Here is a 12,477-nt window from a genome sequence, read left to right on the forward strand (position 1 = left end):
TGTGCGGCTTTTTGCTTTCTGGAGCTTGGATGTCGTGGGGCCCACCTCCTGCTGCCTAGCCGTCAATGCCACTGCCCAAGCCTCCTGCACAACGCGCCAGCCGCCTCGAATCCTCCGCCTACTCGGCCACCCTGACCCCCAGCAAATCCCGCGCGACGCCGCCTGCCGTCGTCGCGCCCGCCGCCAAGGTCGCGGCCCCGACAGCCGAAGTGCTGCGACTGCCCACCCCACCCTCCGCGCCCGCCGCCAGCAAACCGGTTGAGCCGGTCCGCCCGGCCGCCAAGGCGCCGGCCCGGTCCACCACGCCCAAACGCACGCGCAAGCCCGCCGGCGCGGCCAAGCTGTTCGTCGTCGACACCAATGTGCTGATGCACGATCCGATGTCGCTGTTCCGCTTCGAGGAGCACGACGTCTTCCTGCCGATGATCACGCTCGAAGAGCTGGACGGCCACAAGAAGGGCATGACCGAGGTCGCCCGCAACGTGCGCCAGGTCAGCCGCGAGCTGGACCAGCTCGCCGCCAGTCTGAAAACCAGCGGCGTCGAGGAGATGGCCAAAGGCCTGCCGCTGTCGGCCACCGGCCACCGCGAGGCCGAGGGCAAGCTCTTCTTCCAGACCGAGCTGATCGACGCGCCGCTGCCGCAAGGCCTGCCCCAGGGCAAGGCGGACAACCAGATCCTCGGTGTCGTGCAGGCGCTCAAGAATCGCCATCCAGGCCGTGAGGTCGTGCTGGTGTCCAAGGACATCAACATGCGCATCAAGGCGCGGGCCCTGGGCCTGCCCGCCGAGGACTACCGCAACGACAAGACGCTGGAAGACTCCGACCTGCTCTACACCGGCGTGCAGGCGCTGCCCAGCGACTTCTGGGACCGCCATGGCAAGACCATGGAAAGCTGGCAGCAGGGCGGCACGACCTACTACCGCATCAGCGGGCCGCTGGTGCCGACGTTGCTGATCAACGAGCTGGTCTACCTGGAAGCCCCCGGCGCGACGCCGCTGTATGCCAAGGTCACCGAGATCACCGGCAAGACGGCCGTGCTGCGCACGCTGAAGGACTACGGCAACCAGAAGCACTCCGTCTGGGGCGTGACGTCCCGCAACCGCGAGCAGAACTTCGCGCTCAACCTGCTGATGGACCCCGAGTGCGACTTCATCACGCTGACGGGCACGGCCGGCACCGGCAAGACGCTGATGACGCTGGCCGCGGCACTCGCCCAGGTGTTCGATGACCGCCGCTACAGCGAGATCATCGTCACCCGCGTGACCGTGCCTGTGGGCGAGGACATCGGCTTCCTGCCCGGCACCGAAGAGGAAAAGATGGGCCCCTGGATGGGCGCCCTCGACGACAACCTCGAGGTGCTGGCCAAGGGCGGTTCTTCCGCGGGCGAGTGGGGCCGCGCCGCCACCAACGACCTGGTGCGCAGCAAGATCAAGATCAAGAGCCTGAACTTCATGCGCGGGCGCACGTTCCTGAACAAGTTCGTCATCATTGACGAGGCCCAGAACCTGACGCCCAAGCAGATGAAGACGCTGATCACGCGCGCCGGCCCCGGCACCAAGATCGTCTGCCTGGGCAACCTGGCGCAGATCGACACGCCCTACCTGACCGAGGGCAGCTCGGGCCTGACCTTCGCGGTGGATCGCTTCAAGGGCTGGGCCCACAGCGGCCACGTGACGCTGGCACGCGGCGAGCGCTCGCGGCTGGCCGACTTCGCGTCCGAAGTGCTCTGAGTCACCCCGCCCCCAGACGGCCCCTCACGGGGCCGTTTTCATTTCAGCGGTTCAGCAGCCCGCCCAGCATGCCGGCGATGTCGCCAAGGCCGCCGGCGCCAAGGTTGGCCGGCAGCTGGCCATTGGGCGTCAGCCGGTCGACGATCTGCGGCAGCAACTGGCTGAGCTGGTCGCCGGCTTCAGCGTGCGACACGCCCGCCTGCTGCGCCAGCTGGCCCAGCAGGCCGCCCGCGCCGCCGAGCGCACTGCTGAGCTGGTCGCCCGACACCGGCTGGTTCGCGCCGGTCGAGATCCAGCTGTGCACCTGGTCGCCCAGGCCGCTGGCCTGCAATTGCTGCAGCAGCCCCGACAGCCCGCCCTGCAGTGAACCATTGGCCAACAGGCCCGAGATCAGCGCCGCCCAGTCCTGGCCACCGCCGGCCGGCTGGCGTCCCAGGTTCTGGGTGGCGGTGCCGAGCATGTTGTCCAGAAGTCCCATTGCAGTCTCCAGTGAAGTGACTCGCGCCACGGTCAACACCCGCAGCGGGCGTTCATTTGCAGTCTAGGCTTCGCGCACGCCCGCCGACACGGCGGACCTAGGGGCCTCATGTGAGCGCTATCATCTTCGCCTCTTCCCCACCCCGGCACGCTCCACATGCTCTACCGCCCCCTCGGCCGCACCGGCTGGAACATCTCCGCGATCAGCTTCGGCGCCTGGGCCATCGGCGGCACCTGGGGTGACACCGACGACCAGGCCGCCATGGCCGCGCTGCACCACGCGCTGGACCGGGGCGTGAACTTCTTCGACACCGCCGACGTCTACGGCGACGGCCACAGCGAACGCCTGCTGGCCCGCCTGAAGCGCGAGCGCCCCAGCGACGCCTTCCATGTCGCCACCAAGGCCGGCCGGCGCCTGGACCCGCACGTGGCCGACGGCTACCGCGACCTGCGGCCCTTCATCGAACGCAGCCTGACGAATCTGGAAGTCGACGCGCTGGACCTGCTGCAGCTGCACTGCCCGCCGTCCGCCGTGTACGGCATGCCCGAGGTCTTCGGCGCGCTGGACGACCTGGTACGCGCGGGCAAGCTGCGCCATTACGGCGTCAGCGTCGAGCGCATCGACGAGGCCATGGCCGCGCTGAAGTACCCGGGCGTGCAGTCGGTGCAGATCATCTTCAACCTGTTCCGCCAGCGGCCCGCCGAGGTCTTCCTGCCCGCGGCCCAGGCCGCGCAGGTGGGCGTGCTGGCACGGCTGCCGCTGTCCAGCGGCATGCTCAGCGGCAAGTTCACGCGCGACAGCCGCTTTGGCGCCGATGACCACCGCGCCTTCAACCGCCACGGCGAGGCCTTCGACAAGGGCGAGACCTTCTCGGGCGTGGATTACGACGCAGGCCTGGCCGCCGTCGAGGAGTTGCGCGCGCTGCTGCCCACCGGCGTCAGCCTGGCCAGGCTGGCGCTGCGCTGGATCCTGATGCACGAGGCCGTCAGCGCCGCCATCCCCGGTGGCCGCACGCCCGCACAGGTGGACGAGAACGTCAGCGCAGCCGACTTGGCCGCCCTGCCCGCGCCGCTGATGCAGGCGCTGGCCGACGTCTACCAGCGTCGCATCGCGCCACAGGTGCACGCCGCCTGGTGATCATTCGCCGCGCTGCACGCCGGCGGAAAAGCGCTGCACCGTCGTATCCCGGGCCACCGCCTGGCGCCCGGCGGCGATGAGGCGGTCGACCTGCCCGGCCGGCAGCTTGAGCCGCGTCGGGATGGCGTTCAGCGCCACCTCCTCGGCCTCGGGCAGGTCGGCAAAGCTGATCTGCGTGACGCTGAACTTGATGTCCTCGCAGCGCCAGTCCGGGTTCAGCGCGCGCAGCGCCGCCTTGCGCTCGTCGCTGAGGCTGCAACGGTAGGTGACGAGATCGCGCTCCCAGTTGCGCACCATGGGCAGGAAGCCCGCATAGCTCATGCGCATCGTGCTCTCGATGGCCGTGTCGACCGCACCGGCCGCGATGTCCACGCCCGACGGGCCGGCCACCTCGCGCGCCCAGTCCGCGCTCGGCCCCTGGCCCGCATCGACGACGACGAACAGCAGCCGACGCATCGTCGTCGCGTCCTGCTCCGGAATGGGGCCGTAGGGCGTGTTCAGCAGCACGCGGCTTTGCAGGATGGCCACCAGGCCCAGGTTGTCGGTCAGGCCGCCGTCGACGAGCTTGAGGTAGCGCCCGGCCTTCGGGTCCAGGTTGTCGCGGAACAGGCGGGTCAGCGCCAGGCGCAGCCGGTACTGATCGTCGCGGTCGTCGCGGCGCGCATTCAGCCCCGGCGGCACCTGCACCTGGCAGGCCTCGGGGAAGCGCTCCAGCACCACCGGCGCGAAGAACAGCGGCACGGCCATGGACGCGGCCACCGCCTCGGACACCGGGTAGCTGGCCAGGTCGCTGCACAGCGCATCGAAGGCGCGCTCGTGGAAGGGGAAGGCCAGCCGGTACTGCACGTTGCTGGCGCTGATCCACACCACGGGCCGCGAGCGCTTGAACATGTCGGCAAAGGTCGCGCCCTTGAAGACATCCTTCTCCAGCCAGTCGTTGAAGTCGCTGCGGTCGTTCAAACCGCCGGCGAACAGGCGGCGCAGGTTGTTGGGGTTGAGCAGGCTGAAGCGCAGGTTGGCCTCGCCGTCGCGCAGCAGCACCTTGTCGCGGAACTCGCGCAAACCCTCGGCGCCATGCAGGCCGAAGTAGGCCGCCGTCAACGAGCCACCCGACACGCTGGTGATGAAGCTGACCTCGTCGAGCAACTGGCGCCCCGGCGTCGAGGCCTGCTCGCGCAAACCCTCCAGCACGCCGTAGGAAAACGCCGCCGCACGCAGGCCGCCGCCGGAGAAGCTCAGCGCGACGAAGGTGTCGGTATCCAGCGGCCGGGGCTCGCGCTGCATGGTCTGCTCGGCGGCCGGCTTGTTGCGCGGCGGGTTCATCGGCGCGCTGGCGCAGGCGGCCAGCAACAACCCCAGGCATGCCGCCATCGCCGGTATCCAGCGGCGCCTGCCGTTGGACTGCGCAGGCAGGCAGGCTGGAAGGTGCTCAGGCAGGGTCTCGTCAGGCATGGCCGCCGATTGTGCACAGCGTGCGCACCGGGCCACAAAAAAGCGGCCCGAAGGCCGCTTGTTCTTTGCCCGCCGGTGGCTCAGGCGCGGCGACGGCGCCCCGCGGCCAGGCCCGCAAGCGCGACGCCGACAAGCGCCAGCGATGCAGGCTCCGGCACATTGACGGTGATGTCCGTCGACGCGATCGTTGCGCCGGCGGCGTTGGTCACAAACAAGCGGAAGTCCGTCGAACTGCTCGCGAAGGGGTTGAAATTGAACGCCGGCGTCGTCAGGAACGACATCTCCAGGTTCCACGACTCGGCCAGCGCGGCTGGCAGCCGTGCCGCCAGCAGATCGATGTCGGTGTAGCTGACGCCGGCACTGCTGTCGGTGTCGATGCCCAGCCAGACCTTGCAGCCCTGGCAGCCGCGGACGTCGTAGACGAAGTCGAAGCTCCAGTTCGCGTAGTTCTTGCCGTCAGGCGCGTACAGGCCGCTTTGCGCGTAGTAGTTGCGCACGCCGTCGTTGGGCAGGAAGGCGCTGTTCTTGTAGGCATGGGCACCCATCGCGACCTTCACGCCGTTGGCGGAGACCGCGTTGAACAGCACGGCGTCCAGGCCGCTGCTGCCAACTGGAGGCCAGCCGTCGGCCGCCGTCAGGGTCGTCAACGCGGCGTGGGCTGCCAACGGGGCCAGTCCGGCGAGAGCTACCGTGGCCAACACTTTCTTGATCATTTATGTCTCCAGTTGTGGCTTGGAATGCCGGGGCTTGTTGCGCTGCAACCGCCAGCCGCGAGCACCGAGCAAGCGGTCTGAGCAGAAGCCGTGCCAGCTTCGCGACAGCTTCGGGTCAGCTCCGGTAGGACATCTCGTCACCGATATCTGCGACAGCCTCCCAAGTTTGAAGGTGGCAATTACCCCGACACCATGAAAACCCTGGCTCGGGCGCCGATGCGCTGCAACGGGACCCGATGAAGCCGGGCACGACGCTCAGATATGACACCACTGAGCGAGCAATCGCACCGGCGAGCCCTGCTGCCCCCGGCTGTCAGCACGCCCGCCCGACAATCACCGGCCCATGCCACAGCCCGACCGCTGGATCGCCCACCTCGACATGGACGCCTTCTACGCGTCCGTCGAGTTGCTGCGCTATCCGCAGCTCAGGGGCGAGGCCGTCGTCATCGGCGGGCGGCGAGCGGATGCGCCGCAGCAGCTGGCGGACGGCAGCTGGAAGTACGCCCGGCTGCGCGACTACACCGGCCGCGGCGTCGTCACGACCAGCACCTACGCGGCCCGCGACCTGGGCGTGTTCTCGGCCATGGGCCTGATGAAGGCGGCCCTGCGCGCGCCCGACGCCATCCTGCTGCCGGCCGACTTCGACTCCTACCGCAAGTATTCGCGGCTCTTCAAGGCTGCCGTCGCCGAGGTCGCGCCGGTCATCGAGGACCGCGGCATCGACGAGATCTACATCGACCTGTCCGATGTGCCCGGCGTGCGCGACGCCGTGGGCCACGACCCGCTGGGCGGCGTGAAGGCCGTGGCGCGCGAGATCAAGAATTCGGTCGGCCGCGCCACGGGCTTGACCTGCTCCATCGGCGTGACGCCCAACAAGCTGCTGTCCAAGATCGCCAGCGAGCTGGACAAGCCCGACGGCATCAGCGTGCTGACGATGGATGACATCCCGGCGCGCATCTGGCCGCTGGCGGTGCGCAAGATCAATGGCATCGGCCCCAAGGCCGGTGACAGGCTCGTCAAGCTGGGGCTGGAGACCGTGGGCGACATCGCCGCCGCCGACCCGGCCTGGCTGGTCGAGCAGTTCGGCGAGAGCTATGGTCACTGGCTGCATGCCGCCTCGCACGGGCGCGATTCCCGCCCGGTCGTCACGCACAGCGAACCCGTCTCCATCAGCCGCGAGACCACCTTCGAGCGCGACCTGCACGCAGTGCACGACAAAGCGCTGCTGGGCGGCATCCTCGACGAGCTGTGCGACAGCCTGGCCCGCGACCTCGCCCGCAAGCGCTATGCCGGCAAGACGGTGGGCATCAAGCTGCGCTTCGAGGGCTTCATCACCGTCACGCGCGACCAGACGCTCAAGCATGCGATCACCAGCGCCGCCGACATCCGCCACGCCGCCGGCCTGTGCCTGAAGCGCGTCAAATTCGACAAGCGGCTGCGGCTGATGGGCGTGCGCATCGGCAACCTGGTGCATGCCAGTGAAGCGCTCGCCGCAACGGCCGCTGCCGGAGTTGCAACCGTGGCCCCGATGCGGGCCGAGCAGAACCTGGACCTGTTCTGAAGCCCGGCATCCCGCCCCGGCTAGACCCAGCCCTGCCGCCACACGGCCGGGTCGCGCAGCTCCCGCCAGGCCAGCCGCTGCACGCGCCTGGAGAACAGCGCCTCCAGCTCCACCCACGCCACCGGCGCGCCCGGCAACTCGGGCTCGATGACCTTGACGACGACGAAATGCTTGTCCTTGGCCACCGGCGCCACCGCCGTCCATTTGCTCAGCAGCAGCTTCTTGGGGTGCAGCGGGCTCATGGCAGCGGCACCGCGGGCAGCGCGTGCTGCTGCAGGCGCGCCAGCGGGATCAGCCGCAGCACCAGCTGGTGCGTGGCCTCCAGCACCACCGGCGGGGCCGCGCCGGCCTCGGCCGCCTCCAGCCAGCGCAGGGCGCACAGGCACCAGCGGTCGCCCTGCTTCAGGCCGGCGAAGCGCCAGTCCGGGCGCGGGGTGACCAGGTCGTTGCCGCGCGCGCGCGAGAAGTCCAGGAACTCCTGCGTCATGCGCGCGCAGACCAAGTGCGTGCCCCGGTCCTGCGCATCCGCCGAGCAGCAGCCATCGCGCAGGAAGCCGGTCAAGGGGTCGAACGAGCAGGCCTGCAAAGCCGTGCCCAGTACATTCACCGCCGTCATGCGCCGCGCTCCTGTTGTTCAACGCTGCATCTTGCCGGCAAAGCCAAGGCCCCGGGTGATCGGGCCCATCACCGCATCGGTCGCCATGACGGCATGAGCGACTGGACCTACAGCGTCTCGGTACGCAGCCTGTGCGAGTTCACCGCCAAGCGCGGCGACCTGGACCGCCGCTTCACGCCCTCGGCCACGGCGCTGGAAGGCCAGGCTGGCCAGATGGCCATGCTGGCACGGCGCTCGCCCGGCTACGAAACCGAGCTGCCGCTGCAAGCGCAATGCGGCCAACTGCTCGTGCGCGGCCGCGCCGACGGCTACGAGGCCGACGTGAACCGGCTGGAGGAGATCAAGACCCTACGCGGCCCCGTCGAGGCCGTCCCCGACAACCGCCGCGCGCTGCACTGGGCGCAGCTGCGCACCTATGGCGCCCTCATCGCCGCGGACCGCGGACTGGCCGAGCTGGAGCTGGCCCTGGTCTACGTGGATGCCGACACGCAGAACGAGACCGTGCTGCGCGAGACCGCCACTGCCGCCGCGCTGCAGGCCGACTTCGAGGCGCGCTGCGGGCAGTTCGAAGCCTGGGCGCGGCAGGAAGCCGCACACCGCGCGGCACGCGACGCGGCCTTGAGCACGCTGCCCTTCCCGATGGGCGAGTTCCGACCGGGCCAGCGCGCGCTGGCCGAGACCGTCTACCGCGCCGCCGCCAGCGGCCGCTGCCTGCTGGCCCAGGCGCCCACCGGCATCGGCAAGACCATCGGCACGCTGTACCCACTGCTGCGCGCGATGCCGTCCCAGGGGCTGGACAAGATCGGCTACATGACCTGCAAGGGCACGGGCCGCATCACGGCGCTGGACGCGCTGCAGACGCTGCGCGACGGCATGGCCGAGCGCCCGCTGCGCGTGCTGACGCTGGTGGCCAAGGAGCAGGCCTGCGAGCATCCCGACAAGGCCTGCCATGGCGACGCCTGCCCGCTGGCCAGCGGCTTCTACGACCGCCTGGCCGCCGCACGCGCCGAGGCCGTGGCCGCCGCCTGGCTGGACCCCGCCGCGCAGCGCCGCATCGCGCTCAAGCACGGCGTCTGCCCCTACTACCTGGGCCAGGAGCTGCTGCGCTGGGCCGACGTCGTCGTCGGCGACGTGCACCACGCCTTCGACCCTTACGGCCAGCTCTACGGCTTGGCGCAGGCGCAGGGCTGGAAGCTGGCGCTGCTGGTGGACGAAGCGCACAACCTCATCGACCGCGCGCGGGACATGTACAGCACCGGGCTGGGTCTGGCGCGCGTGCGCGAGGCCATCGCCGCCGCACCCGTCAGCCTGCGCGCGCCGCTGCGCAAGTTGGCCGCGGAGCTGGCCAAGCTGGGCCGCAGCCAGGCCGCCGACTACCAGGCCCACGACGATGTGCCCGACGCGCTGGCCGAGGCACTGCAGCGCGTCAACCAGGCGCTGGGCGAGCATGTGCAGAACCACCCGCTGGATGTCGGGCCCATGCTGCAGTTCTACTTCGAAGTGCTGGGGCTGCAACGCCTGCTGGACCGCTTCGGCCCGCATTCGCTGTGCGACGTGCAGCGCAGCGCCACGCCCGCCCGCGCCGCGTCGCCGCTGGATGCGCCGGTCAACCTGTCGCTGCTGGACGATGACGACACGGACGACGGCCGCGACGTGCTGCTGTCGGTGCGCAACATCGTGCCCGGCGCCTTCCTGAAGGAGCGCTTCGCGGGTTGCCACAGCGTCACGCTGTTCTCCGCCACGCTGGGCCCGCCGGACTATCAACGCCACCTGCTGGGCCTGCCCGACGACACCGGCTGGATCGACGTGCCCGCGCCCTTCCCGCCCGATCACCTGAGCGTGCGCATCGCCGACCGCCTGTCCACGCGCTTCGACCACCGCCAGGCCTCGCTGACCCCGCTGGTGGACCTGCTGGCCACGCAGTTCGCCGACCACCCGGGCAACTACCTCGCCTTCTTCAGCAGCTTCGACTACCTGGAGCAGGCGTCGGCGCGGCTGGCGCTGCGCCACCCCGAGGTGCCGCAGTGGAGCCAGTCCCGCGCGATGGGCGAGGCCGCGCGGCGCGGCTTCCTGGATCGCTTCGTGCCGGATGGCCGGGGCATCGGCTTCGCCGTGCTGGGCGGCGCCTTCGCCGAGGGCGTGGACCTGCCCGGCACGCGACTGATCGGCGCCTTCATCGCCACGCTGGGCCTGCCGCCCGTGTCGCCGCTGCAGGACCAGGTGCGCGAGCGGCTGGACGCGATGTTCGGCGCCGACCACGGCTACGCCGACCTCGTGCCCGGCATGCAGAAGGTCGTGCAGGCCGCGGGGCGCGTGCTGCGCTCGGTCGACGACCGCGGCTGGGTGTGGCTGCTGGACCGGCGCTACCGCCGGCCCGAGGTGCGGGCGCTGCTGCCCGGGTGGTGGCAGTTGTGAGCAGCGTTCACCCGCGCGCAGGCGGGGGCCACCGCCGAGACATAAGTCGCACGACTGGACAGTCGCCCAAGCCAGTTGTGTAGGGATGTTGCCGCCTGTCGCGCGCGGCAGCACCCGGTAACTGGCGACCAGGCGGGACATGCCACGCTGGCGGCCTATGAGCCTTCTGCGCACCGCTAATTCCTCCGTCCACGTGATGGCGCCCTGCCCTGTCCCTTCCACCTCCCTGGCAGCTTTTGCGCCCCTGGCCGCGCTGGCCACCGTGCTCGCACTCGCCGGCTGTGGCGGCGGCGGCGGGGGCGCAGCACCCACGCCCCCCGTCGCGGCAGCACCCACGCCGCCTGCCGCGCCGGCGCCGCCCGCCCCCGCACCGCCTGCACCAGCGCCCCCGGCTTCGACCCCGGGCACCCGCCTCACCTGCAACCTGCCCAACTTCCAGGCCGACATGCTGGCCGCCGTCAATGCCCGCCGCCGTGCCGGCGCGACCTGCGGCGCCAACGGCAGCTTTCCGGCCGCGGCCGACCTGGTCTGGAACGACGCCCTCACCCAGGCCGCCGTGGCGCACAGCGACGACATGGTCGCGCGCAACTTCTTCAGCCACACCGGCAGTAACGGCAGCACGCTGGGCGACCGCGTCACCGCCGCCGGCTACGCCTGGCGTGGCGTGGGCGAGAACATCGCCGCCGGCCAGGCGACGGTGGCCATCGTGGTGGACGGCTGGATGAAGAGCGACGGCCACTGCGCCAACCTGATGAACGCGGCCTACCGCGACATCGGCGTGGCCTGTGTGGCGGGCAACGCCAACACCACCTATCGCACCTACTGGACGCAGGATTTCGGCACCCCGCGCTAGGCGTTGGCGCGGCGGACGGTGGGCTACTGCCCCCGCTGCAGGTCGGGCGCTCCGCGGCACGCGGATTGCCGCGCTTTGACCGCCATGGCTGAGAAACCCGCCACCGCCGTCCCCCAGCTGAAGACCCGGCCCGTCACCACGGAGACCTGGGCCGACTTCGACACCCTTTTCAGCGCCCGCGGCGGCCCCAGCTACTGCTGGTGCGTGGCCTGGCGCGCGGACCACAAGGACCCCAAGTTCGCCACCAAGGCCGGCCGCAAGGCAGGCATGAAGCAGCTCGTCAAGGACGGCGTGCCGGTGGGTTTGCTGGGCTATCTGGACGACGAGCCCGTGGCCTGGTGCTCCATCGCGCCGTTCGACACGCACCGCAGCCTGCGCAAGGTGGCTGACGACGAGGCGACGGCGCGCATCTGGTCGGTGACCTGCTTCTTCGTACGCCGCGACCTGCGCGGACAGGGGCTGACGAAGCAACTGCTCGCGGCGGCGGTGAAGCTGGCCAGGAAGCACAAGGCCAAGCTGGTGGAGGGCTACGGCGTGAGCCCGACGTCGCCGAGCTATCGGTACATGGGATTTGTGCCGATGTTCAAGGCCGCTGGGTTCGAGGAAATCGGGCGTGAGGGAATGCGGCGGCATGTGATGCAAATGACCGTTCGCAAACCCACCCGCAAAGAGTGAACGCCCGGGACGCGCCCAACGCTCCACCACGTTTGAAGCCGCCGTCAGCGCCTGCGAATGCCTACATTGCTGTGCCCTGGCCACACCGCGGGGCCTGCCAGCAAAGGACATCCCCATGCGTGGACTCTTGACTTCCTCCTCCGCCGCGCTGCTGCTCAGCTGCGGCCTGCAGTTCGCCGGTGCCTCGGCACAGGCAGCGACCTGTGATGGGTCGAGCGACCCGTGCGCCATCGACCTGGGCCGCGTGACAGCCAGCTTCGCGACCGGGGCGGCGTCCTATTTCGCCGACGCCCAGTTGATCAACGGTTCGGATGCATCCATCAGCGCCAGCCCCCAGTTCCTGCCGGTTCAGGTCACGCATGCGGCCGGCAGCGATGGCTTCAGCTTCCAGCCGCAGGTCAATGTCTACGTCGGCGGCAGCGGCATCCAGGGCTTGCACGAGGTCGCCGCGACGCTGCAGTTCACCGGCCTGTCCTTCACCGCCGACCCCGGTTACCAGATCACCGGCGTGCAGGCCGTCATCAAGGGCAGCTACTCGCTGGTGGGCAACGCTTACGGGCAGCTGAGCATCCCCGCGGCCATCCAGTGGACGAACGAGAACTTCAGCGCCACGCTGGCGCTGGACCCGGCCGCGGCGGACCTGGCCGTCGGCTTCAATGTCGCGGCCAGCTACCTGGAAGGGCCCGACGGCACCGCGGCGTCCTACGGTGCCGGCAGTGCCGGTTTCAGCAGCCTGGAATTCATCGTCAGCGTGTCGCCGGTGCCCGAGCCCGGCTCGGCCGCGCTGCTGATGCTGGGCGCGGTGGCGCTGCCGTGGCTGGCGCGGCGCCGCCGCAGCCAGGGCTAG

Annotated in this window: 12 protein-coding genes; 7 read left to right on the forward strand and 5 right to left on the reverse strand. The window is 70.1% G+C overall.

Annotated elements, in window-relative coordinates:
- The first annotated feature begins 65 nt into the window (after nt 1-65).
- On the forward strand, nt 66-1,730 hold the full coding sequence (locus tag AC1D29_RS18875; RefSeq protein ID WP_477900211.1) for a PhoH family protein: 1,665 nt from the start codon (nt 66-68) through the stop codon (nt 1,728-1,730).
- A gap of 43 nt (nt 1,731-1,773) precedes the next feature.
- On the opposite strand, the gene AC1D29_RS18880 is transcribed toward AC1D29_RS18875, so the two are convergent.
- Nucleotides 1,774-2,208 carry a YidB family protein gene (locus tag AC1D29_RS18880; RefSeq protein ID WP_477900213.1) on the reverse strand — a complete coding sequence of 145 codons (435 nt, stop codon included), beginning with the start codon at nt 2,206-2,208 and terminating at the stop codon, nt 1,774-1,776.
- Nucleotides 2,209-2,364: 156 nt separating this feature from the next.
- Between AC1D29_RS18880 and AC1D29_RS18885 the strand changes: the two genes are divergently transcribed.
- Nucleotides 2,365-3,345 (forward strand): aldo/keto reductase, encoded by a 981-nt coding sequence (locus tag AC1D29_RS18885; protein ID WP_477900215.1) that lies wholly within the window; start codon nt 2,365-2,367, stop codon nt 3,343-3,345.
- On the opposite strand, the gene AC1D29_RS18890 is transcribed toward AC1D29_RS18885, so the two are convergent.
- The gene (locus tag AC1D29_RS18890; RefSeq protein ID WP_477900217.1) at nt 3,346-4,797 is read right to left on the reverse strand and encodes a patatin-like phospholipase family protein; all 1,452 of its coding nucleotides are present in this window, start codon (nt 4,795-4,797) and stop codon (nt 3,346-3,348) included.
- 80 nt (nt 4,798-4,877) lie between these two features.
- A complete protein-coding gene (locus AC1D29_RS18895; protein ID WP_477900219.1) occupies nt 4,878-5,510 on the reverse strand; it encodes a PEP-CTERM sorting domain-containing protein in 633 nt (210 codons plus the stop codon).
- Between the two features lie 343 nt (nt 5,511-5,853).
- Between AC1D29_RS18895 and AC1D29_RS18900 the strand changes: the two genes are divergently transcribed.
- The gene (locus AC1D29_RS18900; RefSeq protein ID WP_477900221.1) at nt 5,854-7,071 is read left to right on the forward strand and encodes a DNA polymerase Y family protein; all 1,218 of its coding nucleotides are present in this window, start codon (nt 5,854-5,856) and stop codon (nt 7,069-7,071) included.
- A gap of 20 nt (nt 7,072-7,091) precedes the next feature.
- On the opposite strand, the gene AC1D29_RS18905 is transcribed toward AC1D29_RS18900, so the two are convergent.
- A complete protein-coding gene (locus AC1D29_RS18905) occupies nt 7,092-7,313 on the reverse strand; it encodes a TIGR02450 family Trp-rich protein (RefSeq protein WP_477900223.1) in 222 nt (73 codons plus the stop codon).
- Nucleotides 7,310-7,687, reverse strand: coding sequence for a DUF2237 family protein (locus AC1D29_RS18910; RefSeq protein WP_477900225.1), 378 nt, complete (start codon nt 7,685-7,687; stop codon nt 7,310-7,312). Before AC1D29_RS18910 ends, AC1D29_RS18905 begins: the two co-directional genes overlap by 4 nt.
- A 93-nt stretch (nt 7,688-7,780) precedes the next feature.
- Here AC1D29_RS18910 and AC1D29_RS18915 point away from each other — a divergent pair, with 93 nt between their 5' ends.
- The 4 genes from AC1D29_RS18915 to AC1D29_RS18930 all read left to right on the forward strand — a co-directional run bounded on the left by AC1D29_RS18915 (nt 7,781) and on the right by AC1D29_RS18930 (nt 12,477).
- Entirely contained in the window at nt 7,781-10,102 is a 2,322-nt protein-coding gene (locus AC1D29_RS18915) for an ATP-dependent DNA helicase (RefSeq protein WP_477900227.1), read from the forward strand.
- 262 nt (nt 10,103-10,364) lie between these two features.
- A complete protein-coding gene (locus tag AC1D29_RS18920) occupies nt 10,365-10,955 on the forward strand; it encodes a CAP domain-containing protein (protein WP_477900229.1) in 591 nt (196 codons plus the stop codon).
- An 84-nt stretch (nt 10,956-11,039) separates the two neighbouring features.
- Entirely contained in the window at nt 11,040-11,630 is a 591-nt protein-coding gene (locus AC1D29_RS18925) for an N-acetyltransferase family protein (protein ID WP_477900526.1), read from the forward strand.
- Between the two features lie 115 nt (nt 11,631-11,745).
- Complete coding sequence (locus AC1D29_RS18930; protein ID WP_477900231.1) at nt 11,746-12,477, forward strand: PEP-CTERM sorting domain-containing protein; 732 nt, start codon at nt 11,746-11,748, stop codon at nt 12,475-12,477.

It is taken from the genome of Roseateles sp. P1_C6, assembly GCF_056406315.1.